Genomic DNA, 26,956 nt, shown 5'->3' with positions numbered 1-26,956 from the left:
ATCTGAGTCCGCCCACCAACGCCCTGGTACTGTGTGTTGACGAGAAAAGCCAATGCCAGGCACTTGAGCGCACGCAGCCAGTGCCCCCCACCCCCCCCCCCCCCCCCCCCCTCCCCACCCCCCCCCCCCCCCCCCCCCACCCACCCCGCTCTGTCCCCTCTACGGCAGCTGCGGATGGATACACGCGCCAGCAGCGCCCCCCGACCCGGAAACCACCCACTACGCCCGTCGCCATTCCGCCGACCGCCGAGCCGAGGTTCATCGCGAACATCGAGCCGTTGGAAAAGCCCGCCGACAGCGTCGACGACAGCGGCGCGAGCATCACTTCCGGCACCCAGCCCAGACGCGGCGCGAGTTCCCAGAACAGCAGCAGCACGACGATGCACGCGAGACGCTACGCGGACGGCGTCAGCATCGGACGACGCGGCGCGCTTACGTCCTGCGCTTCGGCGGGCGCATCCTTCGTGCGAGGTAGAGGCTGCGAAATCATGCGTGCTCCACCGTGCGGATCAGTTCCCAGATCTCGTCGCGCAGTTCGCCGAAGCGCGCAGTCGCCATCGTCTTGAAGGTGCGCGGACGCGGCAAGTCGATCGCAATGCGCTTGATGATGCGCCCCGGACGCGCGGCCATCACGACGACTTCATCGCAGAGATACACGGCTTCGGTCAGGCTGTGCGTGACGAACACCACGGTCTTGCGATGCTTTTCCCAGATCGCGAGCAGTTCGTCGCCGAGCGAGAGGCGCGTCTGTTCGTCGAGCGCGGCGAACGGTTCGTCCATCAGCAATACGCGCGGGTTCTGGCAAAAGCCGCGCGCAATCGCGACGCGCTGCTTCATGCCCCCCGACAATTCGTGCGGACGTCGATCGAAGAAGTCTTTCAGGCCGACGCGCGTAAGCATGTCGCGTGCGAGCGGACGGCGCGTGGCGGCATCGATGCCGCGCAATTCCAGCGGAAACTCCACGTTTTCCAGCGCGGTTTTCCACGGCAACAGGCTCGACTCCTGAAACACGACGCCGATCTCTTCCGGCTCCGGCTGCGTGATGCGCCGCTCGCCCACGCGGATGCAACCCGCGCTCGGCGCGAGCAGCCCCGCCATCATCATCAAAAGCGAGGACTTGCCGCAGCCGCTGGGTCCGACCAGCCCGATGAACTTGCCGTTGTCGATGCTGAACGACACGTCGTCGAGCGCGTGCACCGGCCCGCTCTTCGACTGATAAGTTTGCGATACGCCGTCGATATGCAGCGCGGCGGTCTCGTTGCGTGTGATTGCGTTCGGTGTATTCATTCGATATGTCCAGATTCGCGCGCTTGAATATCAGCCGCGCCATGCGCCGACGCGGTACTCGTACCAGCGCAGCGCTTCATTCACCATTATCGACACGAGACTCGCGAGCACGATGCCCGCCAGAAGACTCACGATGTCGAAATTCATGCCCCAGTTGGCGATCGGATAACCGAGCCCCGCACGCGACACGTACATCTCCGCGAACAGCACGCCGGTGATATTGAAGATCATGCCGAGACGCAGGCCTTCGAGAATCACGGACAGCATCGCGGGCAGATACACATGGCGATAGATCTGCGCGCGCGTCGCGCCGAACGAACGCGCGGTGCGCACGTAATCGACCGGCACGCTCTGCGCCGCCGCGATCGCCGCGACCACCAGCACGAAGATCGCCTGAAACATGCCGAACGCGACCTTCTGCGAGAAGCCCATGCCGAGCGCGAGAATGAAGACCGGCAGGAACACCGACTTCGGCACGCTCGACATGAAATAGAACAGCGGCCGGAAGGCCGCGCCCCAATACGCGTTCTCGCCGAGGAACAGACCCAGCGCGATGCCGATCGGCGTGACCAGCACCACGGCGAGCGTGACTTCGCCGAGGGTCACGCCCAGGTGATGCAGCGAACGGGCATCGCCGAGCAGCGCGAACATGCGAGCGAAGACATCGGCGGGCGGCGGCAGCAGCATCGGATCGACGAGATGGCTCGCGACGATCAGATGCCACGCGAGAAAGAACCCCGCGATGATCGCCGCCTGGATGAAGCGCCGTGCCCACGGGTTCACGGCGTCACCGCCTTGACGGGCACGAAGCGCGTCGTGAACAGGTCCTTCGCGGGCGGCGTGTCGTTCATGCCGGCGAGCTTCGCGAGCTTGAGCGATTCCTCGACCAATTCGGCCTTGATCGAACCATCGGGCGAGAGGCCCTTGATCGTGTTCTCGTATTCCTGCTTGGCGATTTCCGGCGGCAGACTGGTCTGCTTCTGGATGAACGAAATCGACCACTCGGGATGCACCTGCATATAGACGACCGCGCTATACAAGGCGACCAGCGTCTTCCTCACGCCATCCGGATTCTTCGCGATGATGTCGTCGGAGGCCATCCACACGTCGGGCACGTTGGCGGGCATCGACTTGCCAAAGTCGACGAGGCTGCGGCCCGTGCCCGCGCTCAGCATCTTGTAGCTGAGCGGCGGATACGCGACGATCGCATCGACGTTCCCCGACAGCAGATTCGGCACCATGCCCGGACCGCCGACCGGAATGCGATTGACCGGACCGCCCGCCTCGTTCGCGGCCCACAAGCCGAAGAAGTCGGTCGTCGATCCGGTCGCCGAGATGCCGACCTTCTTGCCCGCGAGATCCTTCACCGACTTGAGCGGCGAATCCTTCTTGACGATGACGTCCCAGCCGCGCGGCGTCAGCGAATCCGCGCCGACGATAGTCGCCTTCACGCCGCGACGCTTGGCGAGCGCGAGGCCCGGCGGAAAGAAGTTGACGATATCGACTTCATTGGCCGCGAGCGCTTCCATGCACGCCGCGCCGCCGGGAAATCCGGTGAACTGCGTCTTCACGCCGACCTTGTCGAACAGCTTCAATTCCTGCGCGGCCATCACCGGCAGCACGGGGCCGTAGTTGCTCATTCCGCCGATACGGACCACGTCGTGCGCGCCGGCCGCGAAAGCCAACCCCGTCAACGAAAGCGCGAGCGCGCCCAAGCGCATGGAAAGCGTCATGCATGTCTCCTGATTTTTGGAATGTAATGATCAAAAGTGTCCAACACTTTTGTTGGAAAAAATGTCAAAAAATCTGGCGCGTCAACGGAAAGTGATCCACAATGCGCTCATGGACTTCCATCATATCCCTTCAACCGCCGACAGCGACGGCGATATCGAAAGCGCGGGCCGCTCCGGCGAGACCGTCGAGCGCATCGCGTCGGAGCTGAAAAGCCGCATCCTCGAAGGCCGTCTGGCGCCGGGGCAGCGGCTGATTTCGCGCGATCTCGTCGAGCAGCTCGGCATCAGCCGCGGTTCGTTGCGCGAGGCGTTCCGGCGTCTCGAAGCCGATGGCCTCGTCGATGTGCCAAATCGCGGCGCGGTCGTGCGCAGTCTGTCGACGGCGGAAGTCGCGCACGTCTATCAGATTCGCGAGGCGCTCGAAGGCTATGCGGCGCGCACGGCGGCGCAGAACATCGAGATCGGCGATAACCGCGCGCGGCTTATCGCGGTGCTCGAACAGGGACCAGGGACGCGTGCACAACGAGCGGCCGGACTTCCAGCGCTTCATCATCGACAATCGCGCGTTTCACCAGGAAATCGTGCGCATGTGCGGGAATCCGCAGCTCGGCGAACTGATCGACAAGTACCAGTTGCCGGTATTCATGATCCAGTTGCGTCAGCAGATCGGCAGCGCGCAGATGATGAAGAACGCGCTCGCCGAGCATGAGGACATCGCCGCCGGCATTCTCGCGGGCAATCCCGACATGGCGTATCAGGCAATGAAGCGCCATCTCTGGCATTCCGCCGATCTGATTTTGCAACTGCCCGCGCTGGCGGGCCTGGGTGCGCCCTTGAGTTAAAAGTATCGAAGGAGGAAACAACGATGACATCCCACATAACTAATAAAGATGACGAATGAGTGCGCAAACGATGTTCGACAAGATATGGAACGCGCACGTCGTCGAAGAACTGAGCGATGGCACGACGGTGCTGCATATCGACCGCCATCTGCTGCACGAGCTGACGGCCGTCGAGGCAATTCGCGCGCTGGAGCGGCGCGGCCTCGGCGTGCGCGATGCATCGCTTACGTTTGCGACGCCCGATCACGTCATCTCCAGCGTGCCGGGGCGGTGCGGCGGCGATGCGCCGTGGGCCACCGAACTGGTCGATGCGTTTCGCGAGCAGACGCAGCGGCTGAATATCGAGCGCTTCGATCTCGACGACGCGCGTCAGGGCATCGTGCATGTGATCGCGCCGGAACAGGGCTTGACGCTGCCGGGCACGACGCTCGTCTGCGTCGATAGCCACACTTGCACGCACGGCGCATTTGGCGCAATGGGCTGGGGCATCGGTCTGTCGGAACAGGTTCAGGTGCTGGCGAGCCAGACGCTGCGCCAGCGCAAGCCGCTCAAAATGCGCGTCACGTTGCGCGGCCTGCCCGCGCGTCGCGCGATGGCGAAGGACATCATCCTGCATGTGATCGGTCAGTTGGGCGTGGCGGGCGCGGCGGGTCACGCGCTCGAATTCGCCGGCGACGCGGTGCGCGCGCTGGACATGGAAGCGCGCATGACGCTGTGCAATCTAGCGATCGAAATGGGTGCGCGGCTCGGCATGGTCGCACCGGACGACGTCACCTTCGACTATCTGCGCGATCGTCCTTTCGCACCGCAAGGCCCCGCGTTCGACGATGCCGTGACCGCATGGCGCGCGCTCGCAAGCGATGCCGACGCCGTGTTCGATTGCGACCTCACCGTGGATATCGACGGCGTCGATGCGCAGATCACCTGGGGCACGACGCCGGAGCAAGTGGTCGGCATCGACGGCGTGGTGCCCGATCCCGCCGCCGAACGCAATGCGCAGCGGCGCGCGCAATCGGAAGCGGCGCTCGACTATATGCATCTAAAGCCTTTGCAGAAGCTCGAAGGCACGAAGATCGATCGCGTGTTTATCGGCTCGTGCGCGAACAGCCGCATCTCCGATCTGCGCGCGGCGGCGGCCGTCGTGCGTGGCGGAAAGGTCGCGCGTCATGTGAATGCGTGGGTCGTGCCGGGTTCGCAGCCGGTGCGCGAACAGGCCGAACGCGAAGGCCTCGATCAGATTTTCCGCGATGCGGGTTTTCAATGGCGCCAGCCGGGCTGCTCGATGTGCGTCGGCGCGAACGGCGATATCGGCGCGAGCGGCGAGCGCTGCGTATCGACATCGAACCGCAACTTCGTCGGGCGTCAGGGTCCGGGCGTGATGACGCATCTCGCCAGTCCGGCGACGGCGGCGGCATCGGCATTGGCAGGCGACATCCGGGGGGCCGCATGAAAGCGTTCGACGTTTGCACGGGACACGCGGCCGTTATCGCGCGTGACGATATCGACACGGATCTGATCGTGCGTATCGAGCGCATTTCGCAACTCGTGCGCGGGCAGTTTCAGCCGTGGGCGTTCGAGACGCTGCGGTATCGTCCGGATGGGAGCGAGAATCCTGATTTCGTGCTGAATCAGGCACCATTTCGCGACGCGAAGATTCTGCTGACGGGCGCGAATTTCGGTTGCGGCAGTTCGCGCGAGATGGCGGTCTGGGCGCTCGACGAGTTCGGCATTCGCTGCGTGATCGCGTCGAGCTACGGCGATATCTTCTACAGCAATTGCTTCCAGAACGGCGTGTTGCCGATTCGCCTCGCAGCCGATGTGATCGCGACGATCATGCTGATTGCCGCGAGCGGCGCGGAGCTGACCGTCGATCTGAACGCGTGCCTGATTCGAGTACCGGGACTCGATCCGATCGCGTTCAGCTTGCCGGAGTCGCAGCGCGTCGCGTTGCTCAACGGACAGGACGATGTCGATCTCGCGGTTGCGCGCGAGGTGAGTATCGTCGATTATCAAAAGAAGGATCGCGTGGCGCGACCCTGGGTGTACGCGTAATCGGCATAGGGGCGGCCAGCAAGCTGGCCGCCCCTATGCCGATTGGCCATTGCGCGCGCGATGTGTGGATTGGCCGGCGGCAGTAGCATAGTCGCATGCGTTTTCCCGTCGACGTCGATTCACTGGAGGACATATGCGAGTGCTGCTCGTAGGTGCGAATGGTGTGCTGGGCACGGAGATCGCGCGGCTGCTTCAGCCGGCGCATGAGGTCATATCGGCGAGCCGCACGGGCTCGGATATCGCGGTCGATCGTCTCGGACAAGGCGAGCATCGCGGCGATGTTCGATCGCGCGGGGCCAGTCGGCGCGGTGGTGTGCGTCGGCGGCACGGCGAAGTTCGCGCCGCTCGATGCGCTCGGCGGCGACGATTTCGCCTTCAGTCTCGCCAACAAGCTGATGGGGCAGGTGAACCTCGTGCGCTGCGCGATCGGCCATGTCGACGCGGGCGGTTCGGTCACGCTCACTAACGGCACGCTGGCGCAGCAGCCGATGATCGGCAGCGCGGCGGTGAGCATCGTAAATGCGGGTATCGAAGGCTTCGCGCGCGCGGCCGCGCTCGAACTTCAAGGCAAGTTGCGCGTGAACGTGGTGAGTCCGGGCTGGGTATCGGAGACGCTGACGTCGATGGGCAAGGCAAGGATGCATCGCAAGGCATTCCCGCCGCCGATGTCGCTGCCGTCTATCAGCGAGCCGTCGACGGAACGATGACGGGCGAAACCTTGATGGCGGCGAAGGCTTGAGCGCGATGCGATTCAGCCAGAGTTCGCTTGCGCGCCCGGTTGCGTCAATCCGACGGACCAGTACGCGATGCTAGGCCCGATTCCGCGCGGCGGATAAAGCCGCCAGTCGCCCGTGCCGTGATGAAAGAAGTAGTAGGCGAAAGCCCCGCCGCGCCTGAGCGCGCTGACGCAGACATAGCGGCTTCCTCCCGGATAGATACGACCGAAGTGCGCGACGCGCGCGCGACTCGTCGCGTCGAACCATGCGGAGACCACGGCGCGTAACGACGAGGACGGCGAAGACGCATGCGGCGAAGACAATCGATTGGACATGAGGCGATCCGTTCCGGCCGAACGTGAGACGTCACGATTAGACGCCGATCCTGATGCATGACTCGAAGATTAGGCGCTAACTGACTGAAAAACAAGTGTTATTTTGTGTGGTGACAGCGGCATTCGTCGTGTGATTGGCGAGGTGCCGGGAAGGAAAGCGGCGGATAAAGTTAGGATAACGATGGGAAACGCTCGGTCGATCGTCGATTTGGGCACGCCCGGCCGAATTCAGGCGGAAAACGGAAGCCACAAAACGAAAAAGGACTTACGGCATGACACCGTAAGTCCTTGATTCTGGTCGGGGCGAGAGGATTTGAACCTCCGACCACCTGCACCCCATGCAGGTACGCTACCAGGCTGCGCTACGCCCCGAAAGAGCGAAAGTATACCAGAACGAATCCAAAAGTAGAACTGTCTCTAAGACTTTTGCTTTCACGCTCGTCGAATTCACTCGTGAACGGGCGAGAGCGGCAGTGACCGTACTTCGCCGTCCACTTCGTGCGATGCCGCACGGCCCGCGTGAACCTCTTCCTCATCGGGCGCCGACTGCTGCGCGCGACGAAACCGCAGCGCCAGCAGCAAAGCCGCGATGCACGGAATCAGATAGACGAAAAACCGTTCGCTCCACGCCGAACGCGTCGCGACGCTCTCGTACTGCGTGCGATCGTGGAAGCTCGCGGAGGCGAACACCATCGTCAGGATGAAGTCGAGGCACATCGCCACGAAACAAAAGATGAAGAACAGCAGCGTGCCGTTCCAGACCGGTTTGCCTTGGCTCGCGTTGAGCGTGCGGCAAACGAACATCACCACGCCGAGCAGCGCGAGATTGAAAAGTAGCGGAATCCAGGGGAAATCCATGCGGGCCTCTGCCATAAGCGGGATCGATGCTTTCCCGCCGGCACGCGACGCAAAACGTCGCGCGACGGATGACCGGGAGCGGCGCGATCTTCACACGCGGCAGATTTCGCTTGAATAAGAGTATTCCTAATCAAGAAAGGGTGTTGTTGAACGAGTCCGACAGGAAGTCGATAAAGGTGCGTACCTTCGTCGTCATGTACTTTCGGCTGGTATAGACGGCGTAGACGGACGGCGCGAACGTGGTGTACGCCGGCAACACGCGCACGAGCACGCCCGTCGCGAGTTCGGGTTCGGCGATCCATTCCGGGAAGTAGGCGAGGCCCATGCCGGCGCGCACCAGTTGCAAGGCCATCGAGGTATCGTTGGTTTTCAGCACCGCACGATTTTTTACAGTAAACGCGCCATCGGGGCCGGTCAGCGTGACGGTTTCGATATTCGTATAGGTCGGCAGCACCAGCCGATGGTCGGCGATATCGTCCGGATGACGCGGATCGCCCGCGCGATCGAGATACGCGCGCGCCCCGACCAGCACGAAGGGCATCTTGCAAAGCGGCCGCACGATCAGCGACGGCGACGGCTCCGATGTCGCGCGAATGCCCATGTCGTAGCCTTCCTCGACCAGATCGACGAAGCGGTTCCTCCAGCCTCAGATCGACCAGCACGCCGGGATATCGCTGCTGATAAGCCACCAGCAAATCCGCGAAGCTGCGATTTGCGAACCAGCCGGGCGCGGTGACTTTCAGCACGCCCTGCGGCTGCGCCGTCTGCACGCCGACCGCGGATTCCGCCGCTTGCAAAATATCGAGCGCCTCGCTGCACTGCTCGTAATAGACGTTGGCGGCTTCGGTCAGGCTCAGATGACGCGTCGTGCGATTGAGCAGCCGCACGCCGAGTTGCCGCTCCAGATTGGCGACGTGCTTGCTGGTCATCGCCGTCGAAATATCGAGCCGTTCGGCGGCCTTGACGAAGCTGCCGGCTTCGACGACTTCGCGAAATACGCGCAAACTGGTGAGCGCATCCATCCGATTCTTTCCTGACGGGAAACAAAACGCTAATGTTAACCGGATTTATCGACGGATGATGTGTGCATAGACTGAACTCCATTCAATCAAGGAGTTACTCGCAATGTCCACTCAAGCTCATTCTCTTTCCGCATCGCGCGGCAATACGACTGCGCTTGCGTCCTACGCGCAGGCGATTCTCCGGGTCGTCGCGGCGTATCTGCTGCTCACGCATGCATCGGCGAAGCTGTTTCATGTGCCGCATATCGCCATGTTCGACGGCTTGCCGCTGTTCTCGCTGCTGGGCGCGGCGGGCGTCATCGAACTGGTCGGCGGCGTGCTGGTGCTGCTCGGCTTCTTCACGCGTGCGGCGGCGTTCGTGTTGTCGGGCGAACTCGCGTTCGCGTATTTCATCGGTCACGTGCCGCAGGGACATTTTCTGTTGCCGTTGATGAATCAGGGCGAACCGGCCATGTTGATGTCATTCATCTTCCTGTTCATCGCGGCGGCGGGACCGGGCGCATGGAGCATCGACGGACGTCGATAACACTCAGCGCGGCCACTCGTCGAGTTCATCGTTGAACAGCGAGGCGACGACGCCGCGCAGCCACGTCGTGCGCGGATCGTTATGAAACTTGCGATGCCAGTGCTGCCGCAGATCGAAGCGCGGGAGCGCCAGCGGCGGTTCGGCCAGCGTGATCGACGCGTGCTCGGCAACATACGCGAAGCCGATCGCGTGCGGCACGGTCGCGATCAGATCGATCCGCGACAGAATGAACGGCAAGCTCATGAAGTGCGGCGTTTCGAGCACGGCGCGACGCCGCACGCGTTCCTTGTCGAGAAAGTTTTCGAGGACTTCCTGACTGCGTCCGTCGGCGCGCACGACCGCGTGTCCGCAATCGCAGAAACGTTCGAGCGTGAGCGGCGCATCGGCGTAGGGATGATCGCGCCGCATCAGGCAGATGAAGCGGTGCGAAAACAGCCGCTGCTGAAAAAAATTGTTGCCGCGCAGATCCGGAAAATAGCCGACGGCCAGATCGATCTCGCCGGCCTCCAGCCCGCGCTCGACATCGCCGTGCGAAGCGAACACGGAACGCAGATTCGCGTGCGGCGCTTGCGTCGCGAAAGCCTGTAAAAGGCGCGGCAAAAACACGATTTCGCCGACATCGGACAGCGCGATGGAAAACGTGTCCGTGCTCGATAGCGGATCGAAATGCTGCGTATCCAGCAACCCGCGTTCGATGCGCGACAAGGCCTCGCGCGCGGCGGGCACCAGTGCGAGCGCGCGCGGCGTCGGCTCCATGCCGCGCGAGGTCCGCACGAACAGCGGATCGTTGAAGTACTCGCGCAGCTTGCCGAGCGCCGTCGAGACGCGCGGCTGACTCACGCCGAGCCGTTCCGCCGCGCGGCTGACGTTGCGCGTCTCCTCGATGGCGACGAGAAAGGGGATCAGATTGAGGTCGAGGTCGGTCATTATCGTGCGGCGAGATAGTGCGCGGAAACGCCATCGCCGATTCGCATAGTGGCGCGATCAACCGCGCCGCGCAACCATCTCCGACACGCGCTGGGCGGCGTCCAGCAGCGGCTCCAGAAATGCCTTCGACATCTGCTTCGCATTCTTGCGCTGCGCATTGCCGCTGATATTCAGCGCGGCGATCACGCGTCCTTGCCGGTCGCGGATCGGCGCGGACATCGAAATCAGGCCTTCTTCCAGTTCCTGATCGACGATCGCCCAGCCCTGGCGGCGCACCAGCGCGATCGTCTCCTTGAGCGCAGACTTGTCGACGACGGTGCGCGGCGTGCGCGCGGTGAGATCGCTCGCGTCGAGGGCGGCGTCGAGCCGATCGTCGTCGAGCGCGGCGAGCAGCACGCGGCCCATCGACGTGCAGAACGCGGGCAGACGGCTGCCGATCGACAGGTTCTGCGTGATGATCTTGTGCGTCGGCACGCGTAGCACGTAGACGATTTCCGCGCCGTTCAGCACGGCCGCCGAACAGCTTTCGTGAACTTGGGCGACGAGGTCTTCCATGACCGGTTCGGCGAGGTTCCAGAACGGCATCGACGTCAGATAGGCGAAACCGAGGTCGAGGATTTTCGGCGTGAGCTGGAACAGGCGTCCGTCCGCTTCGACGTAGCCGAGCGATTGCAAGGTCAGCAGGATGCGGCGCGCGCCCGCGCGGGTGAGGCCGGTTGCGGCGGCGACATCGGTCAGCGTCTGCGCGGGACGCGTGGCGTCGAAGGAGCGGATCACGGCCAGGCCGCGTGCGAAGGACTGCACGTAGGCATCGCCGGGGCGGGTGGATTCGTCTGTGTTCGTGGCTTCCGTCATGGCTTCGATATCCGAAAACTACGGCAAAACTACGTATTAACCCGCGATTTGCGAGCGCTTCGTTGACACGACAACGAACACGGGAATAGCATGCCGATGTTCGCTAAACGAATCAATGTTCGCATATCGAACAAATGGATGCAAGCACTAGCTTGGCACGATTCAGCACTCATCTCTGCGGCTCTCGAAGGAAGAACGGCAATGATCAACAAGATTTTCGACACGCTCGCGTCGGCAGTGGCCGATGTCCACGACGGCGCGACCATCATGATCGGCGGTTTCGGCACGGCGGGCATGCCGTCGGAACTGATCGACGCGCTCATCGAGCAGGGCGCGCGCGATCTGACGATCGTCAACAACAACGCGGGCAACGGCGACACCGGCCTCGCCGCGTTGCTGAAGGCCAAGCGCGTGCGCAAGATCATCTGCTCGTTCCCGCGTCAGACCGATTCGTATGTGTTCGACGCGCTGTATCGCGCGGGCGAAATCGAAATCGAACTCGAACTCGTGCCGCAGGGCAATCTGGCCGAGCGGATTCGCGCGGCGGGCGCGGGCATCGGCGGATTCTTTACGCCCACTGGTTACGGCACGCGCCTCGCGGAAGGCAAGGAAACGCGCGAGATCGACGGCAAGCATTACGTGCTGGAGTCGCCGCTGCACGCGGACTTCCCGCTCGTGAAGGCGTACAAGGGCGACCGCTGGGGCAATCTGGTCTATCGTAAGACGGCGCGCAATTTCGGGCCGATCATGGCGAGCGCCGCGAAGACGGCCATCGTGCAGGTGTCGCAAGTCGTGCCGCTGGGCGCGCTCAATCCGGAAAACATCGTGACACCGGGCATTTTCGTGCAGCGCGTCGTGGAAGTGCCGCAAGCCGTGCACGCCGCCGAACTCGCTGCTTAAAAGAGGGATAAAGCCATGAAGAAACTCACTCGTGACGAAATGGCCAAGCGCGTGGCCGCGGACATTCCCGAAGGCGCGTACGTCAATCTCGGCATCGGCGTGCCGACGCTGGTCGCCAATCATCTTGCGGCGGATCGCGAAATCTTCCTGCATAGCGAAAACGGTCTGCTCGGCATGGGTCCGGCGCCGGAAAAAGGCGCGGAAGACGACGAGCTCATCAACGCGGGCAAGCAGCATGTGACCTTGCTCACCGGCGGCGCGTATTTCCATCACGCGGATTCGTTCGCGATGATGCGCGGCGGCCATCTCGACTTCTGCGTGCTCGGCGCGTTTCAGGTGTCGGCGAAGGGCGATCTCGCCAACTGGCACACCGGCGCGCCCGACGCGATTCCCGCCGTCGGCGGCGCGATGGATCTGGCCATCGGCGCGAAACAGGTCTACGTGATGATGGAACTGCTCACGAAGCAGGGCGAAAGCAAGCTGGTCGCGGATTGCTCGTATCCGGTGACGGGCGTGCAGTGCGTGGATCGCGTCTACACCGATCTCGCCGTGTTCGACGTGACGCCGGAAGGCTTCGTCGTGCGCGAGATGGTGGAAGGATTGTCGTTCGAAGAATTGCAGAAGCTGGCGCAAGTGCCGCTTCAATATGCGCCCATTTCCGAAGCGGCCTGAGTGACGCACCGCGACGCACTTGAGAGAACTGGAGAGACGAGAAATGAAAGAAGCCTTCGTATGTGATGCGATCCGCACGCCCATCGGCCGCTACGGCGGCGCGCTGTCGTCCGTGCGCGCCGACGATCTCGGCGCGGTGCCGCTGCGCGCGCTGATCGAGCGCAACAAGGAAGTCGACTGGGAAGCCGTCGAGGAAATCGTCTACGGCTGCGCCAATCAGGCGGGCGAAGACAATCGCAATGTCGCGCGCATGTCGGCGCTGCTCGCTGGCTTGCCGGTCGGCGTGCCGGGCACGACGGTGAATCGCCTGTGCGGGTCGGGCATGGACGCGATCGGCATCGCGGCGCGCGCCATCAAGGCGGGCGAAACTGGCCTGATGATCGTGGGCGGCGTCGAGAGCATGAGCCGCGCGCCGTTCGTGATGGGCAAGGCGACCAGCGCGTTCTCGCGTCAGGCGGAGATCCACGATACGACCATCGGCTGGCGCTTCGTCAATCCGCTGATGAAGAAGCAGTACGGCGTCGACTCGATGCCGGAAACCGCCGAAAACGTCGCCGACGATTACAAGATCAGCCGCGAAGATCAGGACGCGTTCGCGCTGCGCTCGCAGCAAAAGGCGGCGCGCGCGCAGAAGGACGGCACGCTGGCGCAGGAAATCGTCGCGGTGACGATTCCGCAGAAAAAGGGCGATGCGCTTATCGTCGATCGCGACGAGCATCCGCGTGAAACGAGTCTCGAAGCGCTCGCGAAGCTGAAGGGCGTCGTGCGTCCGGACTGTTCGGTGACGGCGGGCAATGCATCGGGCGTCAACGACGGCGCGGTCGCGATGCTGATCGCCGACGAAGAAAGCGCCAAGCGCAACGGCCTTACGCCGCGCGCGCGCATTCTCGGCGTGGCGACGGCGGGCGTGCCGCCGCGCGTGATGGGCATCGGGCCGGGTCCGGCGTCGCAGAAGCTGCTGGCGCGGCTCGGCATGACCATCGACCAGATGGATGTGATCGAACTGAACGAAGCCTTCGCGTCGCAAGGGCTCGCCACGCTGCGCATGCTCGGCGTCGCCGATGACGATGCCCGCGTGAATTCGAACGGCGGCGCGATCGCGCTCGGCCATCCGCTGGGCGCGTCGGGTGCGCGGCTGGTGACGACGGCGAGCTATCAACTGCATCGCACGGGCGGGCGTTATGCGCTGTGCACGATGTGCATCGGCGTCGGTCAGGGTATCGCGATGATCATCGAGCGCGTCTGACGGCATGTTCGCAGCCACCGGACGTCTCACCGACCTGATTTGCGGCACCGACGCCGCGAACGCGATCTGGTCGCCGCGCGCGACCGTGCAGGCGATGCTCAACGTCGAAGCCGCGCTCGCGCGTGCGTCGGCGCTGCACGGCGTGATTCCGTCGAGCGCGGTCGATTCGATTGCCGCCGCCTGCAATGCCGATCGCATCGACGCCGACGCGCTGATGACCGGCGCGGCGGCCGGCGGCAATCTCGCCATTCCGCTGGTCAAGCAACTGACCGCCGTCGTCAAGGCGAGCGATGCGGAAGCCGCGAAGTACGTGCATTGGGGTGCGACGAGTCAGGACATCATCGATACGGGCGTCGTGCTGCAACTGCGCGCGACCTTCGATCTGCTCGACGCCGATCTGCGCGCGCTCGCCGACGCGCTGGCGAAGCAGGCCAAAACGCATCGCGCCACGCCGATGATCGGCCGGACCTGGCTCCAGCAGGCGCTGCCGACCACGCTCGGCCTCAAGTTCGCGCAATGGCTCGATGCGATCACGCGGCATCGTCAGCGTCTGGCCGAGATGAAGGCGCGCGTGATGGTGCTGCAGTTCGGCGGCGCGGCGGGCACGCTCGCCAGTCTGCACGACAAGGCGCTGCCGGTGTTCCATTCGCTCGCCGACGATCTCGGTCTCAATCTGCCGACTTTGCCGTGGCATACGCAGCGCGATCGCATCGCGGAAGCGGCGGCGTTTCTCGGCATGCTGACCGGCACGCTCGGCAAGATCGCGCGCGATATTTCGCTGATGATGCAGACCGAACTCGGCGAAGTCGCGGAACCGGCGGCGGCGGGCAAGGGCGGTTCGTCGACGATGCCGCACAAGCGCAATCCGGTTGGCTGCGCGGCCGTGCTGACCGCCGCCACGCGCGCGCCGAATCTGGTCGCGACGATTTTCGCGGGCATGGTGCAGGAGCACGAACGCGCGCTCGGCGGCTGGCAGGCGGAATGGGAAGCGCTGCCGGATCTCGCGCGGCTGACGGCCGAGGCGCTGGCGAATATCAGGGCCATCGTGCCGGACATGGAAGTGAACGTCGAACGGCTCGCGCGCAATCTGAACGCGACCAACGGCCTCGTGCTCGGCGAAGCGGTGATGCTCGCGCTGGGCGATGCCATCGGCCGGCTCGACGCGCACAAGCTCGTGGAAGGCGCATCGAAGGCGTCGGTCAGGAACGGCACGTCGCTGTACGACGAACTCGCCGCCGACGAAACCGTCACGCGTCATCTGTCGAACGAAAAACTGAAGGCGCTGCTCGATCCGGCGAATTACGTTGGGCAGGCGCAGGCGTTCGTCGATGCGGCGCTCGCGCTGCATCAGTCTTAAGCGTGAATTACCCGAACACGAAACGAAACAGGAGCACGACCAGCATGCCGCTTGCCGAAGTCAACGGAACCCGGATTCATTATCTATCGCGTCGATGCCACGGCGGGCGAGCGCGCCCCGTGGCTCGTGCTGTCGAATTCGCTCGGCGCCGATGTGTCCATGTGGTCGCCGAACGTCGAGGCGTTCGCTAAACAGTACCGCGTCCTGCGTTACGACACGCGCGGCCACGGCCATTCCGATGCGCCGCAAGGCCCGTACACGATCGATCAGCTGATCGGCGACGTGATCGGGCTGATGGATCATCTCGGCATCGAACGGGCGAATTATTGCGGCCTGTCGATGGGCGGGCTGACGGGCATCGGGCTGGCCGCGCGTCATCCGCAACGGTTTGCGCGCGTGGTGCTGTCGAACACCGCCGCGCTGATCGGCTCGGACGCCATGTGGACGCCGCGTGCAGCGAAAGCGCGCGAGCCGGGCGGCATGGCCGCGCTGACCGACGCCGTGATCGCGCGCTGGTTTACCGCGCCGTTTATCGAGCGCGAGCCGCTGGCGCTGGCCAACATCCGCGACGTGTTTCGACACACGACGGGCGACGGTTACGCATCGAACTGCGAGGCGATCCGCGATGCCGATCTGCGCGGCGAAGCGAAAACCATCAAGTTGCCCGTGCTGGTGATCGCCGGCACGCACGATCTGTCGACGACAGCGGAACAGGGCCGCGAACTGGCGGGGTATATCGAAGGCGCGCGCTACGTCGAACTGGACGCGGCGCATCTGTCGAACATCGAGAAGCGCGACGACTACACGCGCGCCGTGCTCGACTTTCTCGGAGAACAAGCATGACCGATGACGAACGTTACGAAGCCGGCATGAAGGTGCGTCGCGCGGTGCTGTCCGACGCGCACGTCGACCGGTCGCTCGCGAATCGCACCGATCTGACGAGCGAATTTCAGAACTTCATCACGCGCTATGCATGGAGCGAAATCTGGACGCGCGACGGCCTGCCGCGCCACACGCGCAGCCTCATCACGATCGCGATGATGGTTGCGCTCAATCGCAGCGAGGAGCTGGCCTTGCATCTGCGCGCCGCGAAGAACAACGGCGTGACGCAGGATCAGATCAAGGAAGTGCTGCTGCAAACGGCGGTGTATTGCGGCGTGCCGGCGGCGAATTCCGCGTTCCATCTGGCGCAGAAGATCTTCGACGAAGAGAGCAAGGCGGCGGGACAGTAATTCAACGTCGTCGTGTGCGTGAAAAAGCCGTCTTGCGAGACGGCTTTTTTGCATTCGGCGCGCGCTTTAGAACGCGTAGAACGGTCCCGTGCCGGCTGGCGTCATGCGGCCTTCGAGCGCGGTGAACACGCGGCGTCCGTAGAAAAACGGCAAGCCCCAGTCGAAGAAGCCGCTCGCCGCGCCCGCGAGATTGTTGAACGCATAGTTGCCGCTCGCGATCAGCGAAGTCGACTGGCCGACATCGAAGCTCACCGCCGACGATGCGCCGCTGCTCGAGTTGATCGTCGCGCTCAGCGTCTGCGGCGTGGCGAGGCAGTACCAGGCGCCGCATTTGGCGAGTGTCGTAGACGGGAAGAACAGGCCGTTCGATCCGCTGTCGATAAAGCTCGATCCGTAATTGCTGCCGGAGAAATTCGTCGAGACATAGCCCGTCAAGGAATTGGATTTGAGCACTGTCGCCGCGCCGAGCAGGTTGTTCGCCTGCGAGCCGATGCCGAAGGTCATCGTTCCCGTCACCGACGACGCGCCCGTCGCTGCGATCGCGGGCAATTCGATCAGCACGCCGTTGTTGTCGGCCGGAAAATTCGCGATCGGATTGGTCACCTGCTGCGCGACGGCAAGCGTTCCGTTCACGCAAGTGCCGCCGGTGCAGGTGTAGTACCAGCGCGGCATCGCCGAGGTCGCGCAGCCCGCGCCGCAATCCGCCGTGAACGGTCCGACGCCGAGAATGCCGTTGCCGCGCAGGCTGCTGGCCGTGAGCATCAGCAGGCCGGACTGGCTGCAATCGGTCGGCGCGGAGCCGGTCGCGGTGTCCGCGATCAACTGGATCGAGGTCGATGCGGCGACTTGGCCGGCCATCCGCACATCGGCCTGACGTACCGCGCCCCACGTGTATCCCGTGCCGAACACCGCGCATTCGCCGACGACGGCATTGCTGCCCGACTGCAACAGCGGCAGCGCGATCGATGCATCGAGCCCCGATGCCACGATGCGCAAGCCCTGCGAGCCGGTATCGACCTGAATGCGGTCGATGGTCTGACAGGTGCTCGTACCGGGGACGCAGATCGTCACACTGGTTTGCAGCATGTTTCGCGTGCCGGTGGGCGTGCTCGTCACCTGGACGTTCTGCACGTTGGGTGTCGTGGATTGCGGCACGGCGTTGCTGGTCGTGCTGCTCGCGCCCGATGCCGCGCTGGCCGGCGCGGCGGCGCTTGCAGTTGCGGGCGCGCTGGCGGTGGCCGGTGCGCTGGCGGCGGCCGGTGTAGTCGTGGCACTGGAACCGCCGCCGCCGCATGCAGTCAGCGCGGTCAGTGAAAAGGCGAGCGCGAGCGTCGTGAGGATGCGTATCGTCATGTCCGCCTCCGTCACTCGATATCCGACGACGACACGCCCGCCGGCAACGCGCTCGCTAGCCACGCGCGTCCGCTGAACTGGCGCAGCCTGACGCGATTCTCGACGACCAGATCGCCATCCGCGACGCGTGACGCATGCAATCCGGCATCGCCGACGGTCGCGCTCGCGCCGCTGCGGAAGCGCTCGAAATACGCGCCGAGCAGCGCCTGCACGTTGGGCATCGCCGGGCCGTGCCACGAGATCGCGTAGACCGCGCCGCTCGAATCGACGTATTGCCGCACGACGATGCCGTGCGCGTCGGTGGTTTCGCGATAGTCGACGAGTCCGCCGCCCGCCTGATGCACGACCGCGCCATCGGAGGCATCGGCGGCGCCGATGTTGGTGCCGAGTTGCGCGTGGCACGGTGCGGTGGCAAGGACGGCTCAGATCGTCGTGACGACGGCAATCGTAATAAAGCGATTAGGAATTCTTAGGGTGCACATCGTCGTTCTGCTCCGCATTGAGATTCGTCTTATTTATGAGATGCGAATTTAAGGAGTCAGCGGTCGCGCCGCAATACGGCGGCGGGAAGGGTAATAGCGCTGATTTCGACCTGCGGCGACGACAAAACACCCGTAAAAACAAGGCATTACAAAAACGTAAATCGCGAATTGCGGTTTTTCGTTTGTGTCACAAATTGTCATTTCTGCGCGATGCGCATTTAATGAGATGGTGGAGCGAGTAAGCAGGCGCTCGATACGCGTCGGATGCCGGTCGCAGCGGCAACGAAACGCATCGAATCACGGATGGCAAACAGGCACGCGATCGGGCCGCAATTCGCCTGTTTTTGCACGGCGCTCGCGCGGACCGGTAAAATGCCGGGTCGATCCACGGAAGAACCGCCGTGGCGTAGCGGAAGGACTTCTCCAAATGACAGATTTTCGTGTGACCAGGCAGTTGGCCGCAGTGATGGCGGTGGCTGGAATCGTGGCGGGTTGCGGCACGTCCTCGCCGACCTCCTTCAACTACAAGAGCGACGGGCGCGCGAAAGAGGCGTCTCTCGCGGTTCCGCCCAATTTCCTCGATGAAGCGTCGGATCAGCGTTCGCTCGCGCCGCAAAGCGGGCAAGCCACGCTTTCCGGTCTGCAGCAGGTGCAAAAGGCCGCGCCCGATCTCCCGACCGTGGTGCCGCCCGTATCGGGCATGCACATTCAGCGCGACGGCGCGGAGCGCTGGCTCGTGATCGACGGCAAAACGCCGGATCAGGTGTGGCCGCAAGTGCGCCGTTTCTGGCAGGAGCAAGGCTTCCTGCTGGTCGTCGATTCGCGCGACAAGAACGTGATGGAAACGGACTGGAACGAAACCCATCCGCAAATTTCCGACGGCCTGATTCGCGACACGCTCGCGAAGGCCACCGGCAATTCGTATGTGACAGCCGAGCGCAACAAGTACCGCACGCGTCTCGAAACCGCGCCCATCGGCGGCACGTACGTGTTCATCAGCCAGAAGGGTATGCGCGAAGCGCTCACCGGCGTCAACAATGACACCAGCCAGTGGCAGGCGCGTCCGAACGATCCTGCGCTCGAAAACGAATACCTGCGCCGTCTGATGTCGTCGCTGGCCATGGCCGATGGCGGCCCGCAAGCGGCCACGGCCATTTCCGCGAACGGCGCGGGCAGCCCGCAAGGTGCGAGCGGCGCGAACGCGGCGGCGGCATCGGTGGCGGCGCAGAACGTCGCGAATTTCGCCAATAGCTCGATTCGCAACGAGAAGGTGCCCGAGGCCCAGACCTCGCAGATGACGCTGCCCGAAGCCTACGATCGCGCGTGGCTGCACGTGGGCATCGCGCTGGATCGCGCCAACTTCACGGTGGACGACCGCGACCGCGCCAAGGGCATTTACTACGTGCGTTACGTGGATCCGAACGACAAATCGTCGGCAAAGCAGGGCTTCTGGAGCCAGGTTTTCCACGGCCGCAAGGAAATGATCGCCAAGCAGTATCAGGTCAATGTGCGCGCGGTCACGGAACAACAGACGCGCGTGGCGATCGTCAACGACAAGGGTCAACCGGACGATTCGCAGCAGGCGCGTCAGATCATGGCCTTGCTCGCCGACCAGATCAGCTGACGTAGCGCGTATTGACCGTCCGTAGTTCGCATGCCGTACAAGCCGCCCCGATTTCGGGGCGGCTTTTTTTACGCTCCTCGCATCGGATGAGAGGGTCGTAGCGGCATTGCACGGATTGGCGGAACTGTGCTCGCATATGCGACGCTCGCGCGCGAATTGCGCAGACAATTCTTTCTATCGGGAAATGTGCGCAAAAGCTTATAAGAAACGACCGGTCGGACAGTACATTTGCATCATTGGCACGAAACGCGAAAAACGCCGGTCCGATTCGATCTGATACCGGCTTCAGACGCGCCTGCCTTTGCAGTCAGAAAACCTATTTCGGTTCGCGATGCGACTCGGTCGCGAACCCCGGTGGCCCTGTCTCCTATCCTCGTAGGGCGACGGTTTTTACCCGCGTTTCCATTGAGACGCGGGTTTTTTCTTGCGCACCGGGCAAACGTTGTCGTGATGTGCTCGCATCGGCAGGGTGGATTGCGCGCGGGTATGCTGTGCGCTTCCATCACGAACGATCAAAAGGAGCACACCATGTCGGAAGTCGCCGTCGTCGCTATTTTCATGGCAAAGCCTGGCAAGGAAGAGGAACTGCGCCAGGTGCTGGAAGCGAACGTCGGACCCACGCGCCAGGAACGCGGCGCGCTTCAGTACGACCTGCATCGGGATATCGAGGAGCCGCGCCGCTTTATCTTCGTCGAGCGCTGGGAAAGCAAGGACGCGCTGGATGCGCACGGCAAGTCGGCGCACATCCAGGCGTTTCGGGCGAAATCGCCGGAGCTGTGCGAGCACGGCGAAGTGCGCGTCGCGAGCAAGCTGCTCTGACGCGCGGAAAGGGCGTCAGTGCGTGTCGTGCGGCACGTCGAGGATCAGGATGATGGTCCAGTCGGCGTCGCCTTCATGATGATACTGACGCTCGGCCACGATAAACGGTTGTTGCTTGCCCGCCGGTCCGAGAAAGAGCACGTCGCCTTCCATCGGCAGACATTCGATCGGCGGCAGCGCCAGATAGGCGTCCTTGTTCGCGCCGCGCGGCATGATTTTTTCGATTTTGCGCGAGGCCGCTTCGGTCCATTCGATATCGAGCTCGATATTGCTCATGCTGTCGTTCGCACGCTGCAGTGCGCTCCACGGTTGATTCGTTGAAAAAGACGATGCGGACTGTAGCACACCGCATGCGCCAGTCCCAGCGCGCGACGCATCAATACAAAAAACGGCCCGCAGGCCGTTTTTTGTTCCTCGCGATTCCCTCACACTATGCTCAAATTTCCTCGTAGAGCGGCAGCGTCAGAAACTCGGTGAATTGCTCCGAGGTCGACATCTGCTCGAAGATTTTCGCGGCGCGCTCGTAAGGCTTCAGATTCGCCGCCGTGCCGCCGACGGAAAGCTTCACCTTCTCCAGTTCATCGATGGTGATATCGCGCACCATCGATGCCGTGACCTTGCGGCCGTCGTCGAGCTTGCCCTTTGGCGAGCGGATCCATTGCCACACTTGCGAGCGCGAGATTTCGGCGGTCGCGGCATCTTCCATCAGATTGTGGATCGGCACGCAGCCATTGCCCGCCAGCCACGAACCGAGATAGTGGATGCCGACATTGACGTTGTTGCGCAAACCGGCTTCGGTGATCGGCGCTTCGGGACGGAAGTCGAGCAGGTCGCTCGTCGCGATCTGCACGTCCGCGCGCTGCTTGCCGATCTGGTTCGGGCGGTCGCCGAGCACTTTCACGAACTCTTCCATCGCGATCGGCACGAGACCCGGATGCGCGACCCAGCCGCCGTCGTAACCGTCGGTGGCATCGCGCGCCTTGTCGGAACGCACGCCCGCCATCGCGCGGTCGTTCGCGGTCGGATTGCTCTTGATCGGAATCAGCGCGGACATGCCGCCGATCGCCGGCGCATTGCGCTTGTGGCAGGTCTTGAGCAGTTCGAGCGCATAGGCGCGCATGAACGGCACGGTCATCGTGATCTGCGAACGGTCGGCGAGGCAGAAGTCCGGATCGCTCTTGAACTTCTTGATCGCCGAGAAGATGTAGTCCCAGCGGCCCGCGTTCAGACCGGAACTGTGTTCGCGCAGTTCGTAGAGAATCTCGTCCATTTCGAAGGCGGCGAGAATCGTTTCGACCAGCACGGTCGCGCGGATCGTGCCGCGCGGAATGCCGAGACCTTCCTGCGCCGCGACGAAAATATCGTTCCACAGACGCGCTTCGAGATGGCTTTCCATCTTCGGCAGATAGAAGTACGGACCGCTGCCGCGCGCGATCAACTCCTTCGCGTTGTGGAAGAGATAAAGCGCGAAATCGAAGATGCCGCCCGATACGCGCTGGCCATCGACGCTCACGTGCTTTTCATCGAGATGCCAGCCGCGCGGACGCACGATCAGCGTCGCGGTCTTGTCGTTGAGCGCGTACGACTTGCCGTTCTGTTCCAGCGAGATCGTGCGGCGCACCGCGTCCATGAGGTTGATCTGGCCGGTGATCTGGTTGTCCCAGTTCGGCGCGTTCGAATCCTCGAAGTCGGTCATGTACGAATCCGCGCCGGAATTGAGCGCGTTGATGATCATCTTGCGCTCGACCGGACCGGTGATTTCGACGCGACGGCATTGCAGATCGGCGGGCAGCGGCGCGACTTTCCAGTCGCCTTCGCGGATCGATTTGGTCGCTTCCAGAAAGTTCGGACGCTCGCCGGCGTCCAGACGCTTCGTGCGCTCGACGCGCGCCGCGAGCAGTTGCTGGCGACGCGGCTCGAACTGACGATGCAGCGTCGCGACGAACGCGAGCGCATCGGGCGTCAGAATCGCGTCGAAGCCGGGCTGAATGGCTGCGGTGATGTCCATGCCCTTCGGAAGGGTGATCGATTGCGTCATGCGGTTCTCCTTGGTCGGTCAGACGGTTGTGCTTGTGGTGCTGCTCTGTGCTGCGTGGGTTTTTTTAAGGCGCGCCGCGCTCGATGAAAGCGACGAGTTCCGCCATGCCGCCGCCGATGCCGCGCGGCGCGACGCCCAGTTCCTCGACGGGCGCGCCGCCGCGATTGATCCAGAACGTCGCGTAGCCGAACCACGCCGCGCCCGCGATATTCCAGCCGTTCGACGACACGAACACGATCTCGCGAGGCGCTGCGCCGAACGCCCGCGTGCCGAGTGCGTAGGCGGCCGCTGCGGGCTTGTAGGCGCGCACGGCATCGACGGAGAGGACGTGATCGAATAGCCCGTTCATGCCGGCGCTTTTGACGGCGATATCGAGCATCGGCGGATTGCCGTTGGAGAGGATCGCGAGCGGAATGTCGAAGCGTTCGCGCAAAGTCTTGAGCGCGGGCACGACATCGGGGAAGGCGGACAGACAGGTGTATTCGTCCATCAGGCGCTTTTCGGCGGCGCGCGTGAGCGAATCGGCGAGGTGCAGGCGCGCGGCGGCGTAACGCAGCGCATCGACGGTGATGTCCCAGAACGGCGCGTAATGCGCGCCCGACGGATCGGCGAGCGTGCGCAACTGCGTGTATTCGATCTGCTTCCGACGCCAGAGCTGCGAGAGCGCGTCGCCGCGTCCAGGGAAAAGCTGCTCGGCGGCCGCGACGACGGAATGCACGTCGAACAGCGTGCCGTAGGCGTCGAAGAGAATGGCTCGGGGCGAAATCGGGGATGCGGGTGTCGTTATGGCCGACATAGCCGTGCGCTCCATTTAGAGCTCGAGAAGCATTCTATTCGTGATCGAAGTGATGGAAAAAGAGCGATCGAATCACTTGATCTTTTACTTTTACATACCTAATCTGTATGCGACGGTGGTCATCGACGAGCAAAACGCATGGATCGGTTCAAGCAGATAGAGACGTTTGCCGCGGTCGCGGCCAAGGGCAGCCTGTCGGCGGCGCAGGCGGAGGGCATCGCGCCGGCGGTCATCGGGCGGCGGCTGGATGCACTGGAAGAGCGGCTCGGCGTCAAGTTGCTGGTGCGCACGACGTGCAAGATCACGCTGACCTTCGAAGGCTCGGCGTTTCTGGAGGACTGCCAGCGCATCATCAACGAGATGCAGAACGCCGAGGCGAGCGTGTCGGCGGGCGGCGTGAAGGCGAGCGGGCATTTGCGCGTGTCGGCGCCGGCGGGCTTCGGGCGGCGGCACGTCGCGCCGCTGGTGCCGAAGTTCACGGCGCGGCATCCGGATGTATCGTGAGTCTCGATCTGACCGACCGCATGGTCGATCTCGTCAACGAAGGTTTCGATTGCGCGGTGCGTTTGGGCGAGTTGCCGGATTCGTCGCTGGTGTCGCTCAAGCTCGGGGAGAATCGGCGCGTGTGCGTGGCATCGCCCGACTATCTCGCCGATCGCGGCGAGCCGGACGATCTCGGCGCGCTGGCGCATCACAACTGTCTGGCGCTCGGGGCATCGGCTAATCAGCAGCGCGGCTGGGTGTTCCAGCAGGACGGCAAGGTCGTGACGATCAAGGTATCCGGCACGATGGAATGCTCCGACGGCGCGGTGCTGCATGAGTGGTGTCTGGAAGGGCGTGGACTGGCGTGGCGATCCTGGTGGGAAGTCGGCGCGGATATCGGCGCGGGACGGCTCGTCAGCGTGCTGGACGCATTCGCCGCGCCGCCAATCGGCATTCATGCGGTATTTCCGCAGAGACGGCATTTGCCGTTACGCATTTGCCGTTACGGGTGAGGTTGTTTCTGGATTTGCTGAAGCATACGTACGATCAGGCGGGGTATTGGGGAGAGTAGCTCGCCATTTGATTTGGATAACTATCAAATAGACCGTCTCCGACTGCGCTAAAGTGTCAGTTCACGCGCAAGATGAAGAAGGTTGGTGAAGCGGCGCTATCCTTACTAGAATAACCTCATGCCCCGACCTCCAAGGAGGACGCCATGTTCAAGCACATCCTGGTTCCCACCGACGGCTCCGATCTCTCGCAGAAGGCCATCGACGGTGCAATCGATCTGGCGCAGTCCGTCGGCGCGCGCATCACCGCCTACGCGTGCCTGCCGCAATATCCGTATTCTCCCTTCGCCGATGTCGCCGTCGAACCGCCCGACGACTTCCACGCGCGCGCCGAGCGCGAAGCCCGCGAACACTTGCGCGCGGTCGAACGCGCGGCGGAAAGCGCCGGCGTGTCCTGCGCCAGCGTGACGAGCGTGGACGCCGCGCCGTATATCGGCATCATCGACGCGGCGGAGCGGCATGGCTGCGATGTCATCCTGATGGCCTCGCACGGCCGGCGCGGGCTGGGAAGCCTGTTGATCGGCAGCGAAACGCAGCGCGTGCTCACGCACACGAAAATCCCGGTCATCGTGTACCGCTCTCCCTGATTGCCGCCCTCATTATGCCACCTTCTGGTCGAAGAACTGCTCGTCTTCCGTCGAGCCGTGCAGGGCGGTCGTCGAGGCTTCCTTCTCGACTGTCTGCGTGACCGCGTCGAAATACTTCGCGCTGATGCTTGACCGCCGTGAAGCCCTTGTCGGCGGCGGCGAATTCGGCCTGCTGCAACTCGACGAACGCGCTCATCTGCGAACGGGCGTAGCCGTGCGCGAGGTTGAACATCGAGTAGTTCAGCGCATGGAAACCGGCCAGCGTGATGAACTGGAACTTGTAGCCCATCGCGCCCAGCTCACGCTGGAATTTGGCGATGGTCGCGTCGTCCAGATTCTTCTTCCAGTTAAACGACGGCGAGCAGTTGTACGACAGCATCTTGCCCGGAAACTCCTTGTGGATCGCCTCGGCGAATTTCTTCGCGTACTCGAGGTCCGGCTTGCCCGTCTCGCACCACACCAGATCCGCGTACGGCGCGTAGGCGAGGCCGCGCGACACCGCCTGTTCCAGACCCGGCCTGGTGCGGAAGAAGCCTTCCACGGTGCGCTCGCCGGTCAGGAACGGCTTGTCGTCGACGTCGGACGTGACGAGATCGGTCGCTTCCGCATCCGTGCGGGCGATGACCAGCGTCGGCGTGCCGCAGACGTCGGCGGCCAGGCGCGCGGCCGTCAGCTTGGCGACGTTTTCGCGCGTCGGCACGAGCACCTTGCCGCCCATGTGGCCGCACTTTTTCACCGATGCCAGTTGATCCTCGAAGTGCACGCCTGCCGCGCCGGCTTCGATCATCGCCTTCATCAGTTCAAAGGCGTTGAGCACGCCGCCGAAACCGGCTTCCGCGTCCGCCACGATCGGCGCGAAGTAGTCGAGATAGCCTTCGTCGCCCGGATTCTTGCCCTCCGACCACTGGATCTGATCGGCGCGCGTCAGCGTATTGTTGATGCGCTTCACGACCAGCGGCACCGAATTCGCCGGATACAGCGACTGGTCTGGATACATTTCGCCCGCGACGTTGGCATCGCCCGCGACTTGCCAGCCCGACAAATAGATCGCCTTCAGCCCGGCCTTGACCTGCTGCCATCGCCTAATTGCCGGTCAGCGCGCCGAGCGCGTTGACGAACGGCTCTTCATTGATCGACGCCCACAGCTTTTCCGCGCCGCGACGCGCCAGCGTGTGCTCGACGGCCACCGAGCCGCGCAGACGCACGACGTCCTCGGGCTGGTAGCCGCGCTTGATACCTTTCCAGCGCGGGTTGGTTTCCCAGTCTTGGTGAAGTTGCTGCGCTTGTTCCTGGCGAGTCGACATGGCGCTTCTCCTTGAGATGGGTTTGAACGACGATTCCAGATCGATGCTTCTCGCGCCGTTCGTCGGCGCGTTCTGTTTGCTCAACTCTTATATAAGAGTCTAGGCAAATGAACGTACCGGAAACACCCTCTCGTCAGACTTTGTGGAGATTTTTTAATCGTTAATATTCAACGATTTATAAAGTGAATTTTGTAATGTAAAAAGACCTTTCTCATATCGCAATCGACGACTTTGTGCCGCGCAGCACATTTTTTGCGACGCGCGAGTTCGTTGCACATCGTGAAAAATAGCGATCGGGACGAAAAAAAAACCGATGCGCGGGGGCATCGGTTTTTTGTGAA

General features: G+C 63.2%; 26 protein-coding genes, 1 tRNA gene and 5 pseudogenes. 16 read left to right on the top strand and 16 right to left on the bottom strand.

Features of this window, described 5'->3' with window-relative positions; all coding sequences use genetic code 11:
- Positions 1-486 precede the first annotated feature (486 nt).
- From BVER_RS07140 to BVER_RS07130, 3 genes are read right to left on the bottom strand one after another with little or no spacing between them, the layout of a single operon-like run.
- Positions 487-1,287 (bottom strand): ABC transporter ATP-binding protein, encoded by an 801-nt coding sequence (locus tag BVER_RS07140; RefSeq protein WP_050452691.1) that lies wholly within the window; start codon positions 1,285-1,287, stop codon positions 487-489.
- A gap of 30 nt (positions 1,288-1,317) precedes the next feature.
- Positions 1,318-2,070, bottom strand: coding sequence for an ABC transporter permease (locus tag BVER_RS07135; protein WP_050452690.1), 753 nt, complete (start codon positions 2,068-2,070; stop codon positions 1,318-1,320).
- Positions 2,067-3,020 (bottom strand): ABC transporter substrate-binding protein, encoded by a 954-nt coding sequence (locus BVER_RS07130; protein ID WP_050452689.1) that lies wholly within the window; start codon positions 3,018-3,020, stop codon positions 2,067-2,069. The genes BVER_RS07135 and BVER_RS07130 overlap by 4 nt, the downstream gene beginning before the upstream one ends.
- 61 nt (positions 3,021-3,081) lie before the next feature.
- On the opposite strand from BVER_RS07130, the pseudogene BVER_RS35875 reads away from it, so the two are divergent.
- The 5 genes and pseudogenes from BVER_RS35875 to BVER_RS07105 form a co-directional block, all read left to right on the top strand.
- A pseudogene (locus BVER_RS35875) lies at positions 3,082-3,321 on the top strand (GntR family transcriptional regulator); the annotation flags it as partial.
- 214 nt (positions 3,322-3,535) lie between these two features.
- Positions 3,536-3,862, top strand: coding sequence for an FCD domain-containing protein (locus BVER_RS29910; RefSeq protein ID WP_332309072.1), 327 nt, complete (start codon positions 3,536-3,538; stop codon positions 3,860-3,862).
- A gap of 55 nt (positions 3,863-3,917) precedes the next feature.
- Positions 3,918-5,312 (top strand): 3-isopropylmalate dehydratase large subunit, encoded by a 1,395-nt coding sequence (gene leuC, locus BVER_RS07115; RefSeq protein ID WP_050452686.1) that lies wholly within the window; start codon positions 3,918-3,920, stop codon positions 5,310-5,312.
- Positions 5,309-5,914, top strand: a complete 606-nt coding sequence (gene leuD, locus BVER_RS07110; protein WP_050452685.1) for a 3-isopropylmalate dehydratase small subunit — start codon at positions 5,309-5,311, stop codon at positions 5,912-5,914. The genes leuC and leuD overlap by 4 nt, the downstream gene beginning before the upstream one ends.
- Positions 5,915-6,192: 278 nt before the next feature.
- A complete protein-coding gene (locus tag BVER_RS07105; protein ID WP_232316423.1) occupies positions 6,193-6,621 on the top strand; it encodes an SDR family oxidoreductase in 429 nt (142 codons plus the stop codon).
- Between the two features lie 44 nt (positions 6,622-6,665).
- Here the strand turns inward: BVER_RS07105 and BVER_RS07100 are convergent, their stop codons facing one another.
- The 5 genes and pseudogenes from BVER_RS07100 to BVER_RS33485 form a co-directional block, all read right to left on the bottom strand.
- On the bottom strand, positions 6,666-6,965 hold the full coding sequence (locus BVER_RS07100; protein WP_050452684.1) for a hypothetical protein: 300 nt from the start codon (positions 6,963-6,965) through the stop codon (positions 6,666-6,668).
- A gap of 295 nt (positions 6,966-7,260) precedes the next feature.
- Positions 7,261-7,337 (bottom strand) — tRNA-Pro (locus BVER_RS07095).
- Positions 7,338-7,412: 75 nt separating this feature from the next.
- Positions 7,413-7,823, bottom strand: coding sequence for a hypothetical protein (locus BVER_RS07090; RefSeq protein WP_050452683.1), 411 nt, complete (start codon positions 7,821-7,823; stop codon positions 7,413-7,415).
- Between the two features lie 130 nt (positions 7,824-7,953).
- Complete coding sequence (locus tag BVER_RS33490) at positions 7,954-8,424, bottom strand: substrate binding domain-containing protein (RefSeq protein WP_232316422.1); 471 nt, start codon at positions 8,422-8,424, stop codon at positions 7,954-7,956.
- 295 nt (positions 8,425-8,719) lie between these two features.
- A pseudogene (locus BVER_RS33485) lies at positions 8,720-8,845 on the bottom strand (helix-turn-helix domain-containing protein); the annotation flags it as partial.
- A 103-nt stretch (positions 8,846-8,948) separates the two neighbouring features.
- Here BVER_RS33485 and BVER_RS07080 point away from each other — a divergent pair.
- Positions 8,949-9,371, top strand: coding sequence for a DoxX family protein (locus BVER_RS07080; protein ID WP_050452682.1), 423 nt, complete (start codon positions 8,949-8,951; stop codon positions 9,369-9,371).
- Between the two features lie 3 nt (positions 9,372-9,374).
- On the opposite strand, the gene BVER_RS07075 is transcribed toward BVER_RS07080, so the two are convergent.
- Together BVER_RS07075 and BVER_RS07070 are read right to left on the bottom strand one after the other, a co-directional pair.
- Positions 9,375-10,298, bottom strand: coding sequence for a LysR family transcriptional regulator (locus BVER_RS07075; protein WP_050452681.1), 924 nt, complete (start codon positions 10,296-10,298; stop codon positions 9,375-9,377).
- Between the two features lie 57 nt (positions 10,299-10,355).
- Positions 10,356-11,153 (bottom strand): IclR family transcriptional regulator domain-containing protein, encoded by a 798-nt coding sequence (locus tag BVER_RS07070; RefSeq protein ID WP_050452680.1) that lies wholly within the window; start codon positions 11,151-11,153, stop codon positions 10,356-10,358.
- Between the two features lie 201 nt (positions 11,154-11,354).
- Between BVER_RS07070 and BVER_RS07065 the strand changes: the two genes are divergently transcribed.
- The 6 genes and pseudogenes from BVER_RS07065 (at position 11,355) to pcaC (ending at position 16,560) form a co-directional block, all read left to right on the top strand.
- On the top strand, positions 11,355-12,053 hold the full coding sequence (locus BVER_RS07065; RefSeq protein ID WP_050452679.1) for a 3-oxoacid CoA-transferase subunit A: 699 nt from the start codon (positions 11,355-11,357) through the stop codon (positions 12,051-12,053).
- Positions 12,054-12,068: 15 nt separating this feature from the next.
- Positions 12,069-12,725, top strand: coding sequence for a 3-oxoacid CoA-transferase subunit B (locus tag BVER_RS07060; protein ID WP_050452678.1), 657 nt, complete (start codon positions 12,069-12,071; stop codon positions 12,723-12,725).
- 43 nt (positions 12,726-12,768) lie between these two features.
- Complete coding sequence (gene pcaF / locus BVER_RS07055) at positions 12,769-13,971, top strand: 3-oxoadipyl-CoA thiolase (protein ID WP_050452677.1); 1,203 nt, start codon at positions 12,769-12,771, stop codon at positions 13,969-13,971.
- A gap of 4 nt (positions 13,972-13,975) precedes the next feature.
- Positions 13,976-15,328, top strand: coding sequence for a 3-carboxy-cis,cis-muconate cycloisomerase (locus BVER_RS07050; protein ID WP_050452676.1), 1,353 nt, complete (start codon positions 13,976-13,978; stop codon positions 15,326-15,328).
- A 44-nt stretch (positions 15,329-15,372) separates the two neighbouring features.
- Positions 15,373-16,171: pseudogene (gene pcaD, locus BVER_RS07045) on the top strand (3-oxoadipate enol-lactonase).
- Positions 16,168-16,560, top strand: a complete 393-nt coding sequence (gene pcaC / locus BVER_RS07040; protein ID WP_050452675.1) for a 4-carboxymuconolactone decarboxylase — start codon at positions 16,168-16,170, stop codon at positions 16,558-16,560. The pseudogene pcaD and the gene pcaC overlap by 4 nt, the downstream one beginning before the upstream one ends.
- 66 nt (positions 16,561-16,626) lie before the next feature.
- Here pcaC and BVER_RS07035 read toward each other — a convergent pair whose 3' ends face one another.
- Both BVER_RS07035 and BVER_RS07030 read right to left on the bottom strand, forming a co-directional pair.
- Positions 16,627-17,913, bottom strand: coding sequence for a DUF3443 domain-containing protein (locus tag BVER_RS07035; protein ID WP_050452674.1), 1,287 nt, complete (start codon positions 17,911-17,913; stop codon positions 16,627-16,629).
- Between the two features lie 11 nt (positions 17,914-17,924).
- Positions 17,925-18,257, bottom strand: a complete 333-nt coding sequence (locus tag BVER_RS07030; RefSeq protein WP_232316421.1) for a DUF2844 domain-containing protein — start codon at positions 18,255-18,257, stop codon at positions 17,925-17,927.
- Between the two features lie 565 nt (positions 18,258-18,822).
- On the opposite strand from BVER_RS07030, the gene bamC reads away from it, so the two are divergent.
- Positions 18,823-20,019: an NlpB/DapX family lipoprotein gene (gene bamC / locus BVER_RS07025; protein ID WP_050452673.1), complete on the top strand. Its 1,197-nt coding sequence runs from the start codon at positions 18,823-18,825 to the stop codon at positions 20,017-20,019.
- 528 nt (positions 20,020-20,547) lie between these two features.
- Positions 20,548-20,838 (top strand): putative quinol monooxygenase, encoded by a 291-nt coding sequence (locus tag BVER_RS07020; RefSeq protein WP_050452695.1) that lies wholly within the window; start codon positions 20,548-20,550, stop codon positions 20,836-20,838.
- A 15-nt stretch (positions 20,839-20,853) separates the two neighbouring features.
- Here the strand turns inward: BVER_RS07020 and BVER_RS07015 are convergent, their stop codons facing one another.
- From BVER_RS07015 to BVER_RS07005, 3 genes are all read right to left on the bottom strand, one after another.
- Positions 20,854-21,114, bottom strand: a complete 261-nt coding sequence (locus BVER_RS07015) for a hypothetical protein (protein ID WP_050452672.1) — start codon at positions 21,112-21,114, stop codon at positions 20,854-20,856.
- Positions 21,115-21,274: 160 nt separating this feature from the next.
- Positions 21,275-22,876 (bottom strand): malate synthase A, encoded by a 1,602-nt coding sequence (gene aceB / locus BVER_RS07010; RefSeq protein WP_050452671.1) that lies wholly within the window; start codon positions 22,874-22,876, stop codon positions 21,275-21,277.
- 64 nt (positions 22,877-22,940) lie between these two features.
- Entirely contained in the window at positions 22,941-23,672 is a 732-nt protein-coding gene (locus tag BVER_RS07005) for a haloacid dehalogenase type II (protein ID WP_050452694.1), read from the bottom strand.
- Positions 23,673-23,810: 138 nt separating this feature from the next.
- Here BVER_RS07005 and BVER_RS07000 point away from each other — a divergent pair.
- A pseudogene (locus BVER_RS07000) lies at positions 23,811-24,726 on the top strand (LysR family transcriptional regulator).
- Between the two features lie 144 nt (positions 24,727-24,870).
- Complete coding sequence (locus BVER_RS06995) at positions 24,871-25,311, top strand: universal stress protein (protein ID WP_050452670.1); 441 nt, start codon at positions 24,871-24,873, stop codon at positions 25,309-25,311.
- A 12-nt stretch (positions 25,312-25,323) separates the two neighbouring features.
- Here the strand turns inward: BVER_RS06995 and aceA are convergent.
- Positions 25,324-26,615: pseudogene (gene aceA, locus BVER_RS06990) on the bottom strand (isocitrate lyase).
- Positions 26,616-26,956: the final 341 nt, after the last annotated feature.

The organism is Candidatus Burkholderia verschuerenii (assembly GCF_001189365.1).
Taxonomy (GTDB): domain Bacteria; phylum Pseudomonadota; class Gammaproteobacteria; order Burkholderiales; family Burkholderiaceae; genus Caballeronia; species Caballeronia verschuerenii.
This window is presented reverse-complemented; position numbering and strand designations above follow the sequence as displayed.

Coding starts and splice junctions, on each gene's coding strand:
- bamC (WP_050452673.1), top strand. CDS start 18,823: ATGACAGATTTTCGTGTGACCAGGCAGTTGGCCGCAGTGATGGCGGTG.
- BVER_RS07130 (WP_050452689.1), bottom strand. CDS start 3,020: ATGACGCTTTCCATGCGCTTGGGCGCGCTCGCGCTTTCGTTGACGGGG.
- BVER_RS07015 (WP_050452672.1), bottom strand. CDS start 21,114: ATGAGCAATATCGAGCTCGATATCGAATGGACCGAAGCGGCCTCGCGC.
- pcaC (WP_050452675.1), top strand. CDS start 16,168: ATGACCGATGACGAACGTTACGAAGCCGGCATGAAGGTGCGTCGCGCG.
- leuC (WP_050452686.1), top strand. CDS start 3,918: ATGAGTGCGCAAACGATGTTCGACAAGATATGGAACGCGCACGTCGTC.
- BVER_RS07105 (WP_232316423.1), top strand. CDS start 6,193: ATGTTCGATCGCGCGGGGCCAGTCGGCGCGGTGGTGTGCGTCGGCGGC.
- BVER_RS07035 (WP_050452674.1), bottom strand. CDS start 17,913: ATGACGATACGCATCCTCACGACGCTCGCGCTCGCCTTTTCACTGACC.
- BVER_RS07060 (WP_050452678.1), top strand. CDS start 12,069: ATGAAGAAACTCACTCGTGACGAAATGGCCAAGCGCGTGGCCGCGGAC.
- BVER_RS07070 (WP_050452680.1), bottom strand. CDS start 11,153: ATGACGGAAGCCACGAACACAGACGAATCCACCCGCCCCGGCGATGCC.
- BVER_RS07020 (WP_050452695.1), top strand. CDS start 20,548: ATGTCGGAAGTCGCCGTCGTCGCTATTTTCATGGCAAAGCCTGGCAAG.
- BVER_RS07005 (WP_050452694.1), bottom strand. CDS start 23,672: ATGTCGGCCATAACGACACCCGCATCCCCGATTTCGCCCCGAGCCATT.
- BVER_RS07140 (WP_050452691.1), bottom strand. CDS start 1,287: ATGAATACACCGAACGCAATCACACGCAACGAGACCGCCGCGCTGCAT.
- BVER_RS33490 (WP_232316422.1), bottom strand. CDS start 8,424: ATGGGCATTCGCGCGACATCGGAGCCGTCGCCGTCGCTGATCGTGCGG.
- BVER_RS07050 (WP_050452676.1), top strand. CDS start 13,976: ATGTTCGCAGCCACCGGACGTCTCACCGACCTGATTTGCGGCACCGAC.
- BVER_RS06995 (WP_050452670.1), top strand. CDS start 24,871: ATGTTCAAGCACATCCTGGTTCCCACCGACGGCTCCGATCTCTCGCAG.
- BVER_RS07065 (WP_050452679.1), top strand. CDS start 11,355: ATGATCAACAAGATTTTCGACACGCTCGCGTCGGCAGTGGCCGATGTC.
- BVER_RS07075 (WP_050452681.1), bottom strand. CDS start 10,298: ATGACCGACCTCGACCTCAATCTGATCCCCTTTCTCGTCGCCATCGAG.
- pcaF (WP_050452677.1), top strand. CDS start 12,769: ATGAAAGAAGCCTTCGTATGTGATGCGATCCGCACGCCCATCGGCCGC.
- leuD (WP_050452685.1), top strand. CDS start 5,309: ATGAAAGCGTTCGACGTTTGCACGGGACACGCGGCCGTTATCGCGCGT.
- BVER_RS07090 (WP_050452683.1), bottom strand. CDS start 7,823: ATGGATTTCCCCTGGATTCCGCTACTTTTCAATCTCGCGCTGCTCGGC.
- aceB (WP_050452671.1), bottom strand. CDS start 22,876: ATGACGCAATCGATCACCCTTCCGAAGGGCATGGACATCACCGCAGCC.
- BVER_RS07100 (WP_050452684.1), bottom strand. CDS start 6,965: ATGTCCAATCGATTGTCTTCGCCGCATGCGTCTTCGCCGTCCTCGTCG.
- BVER_RS07080 (WP_050452682.1), top strand. CDS start 8,949: ATGTCCACTCAAGCTCATTCTCTTTCCGCATCGCGCGGCAATACGACT.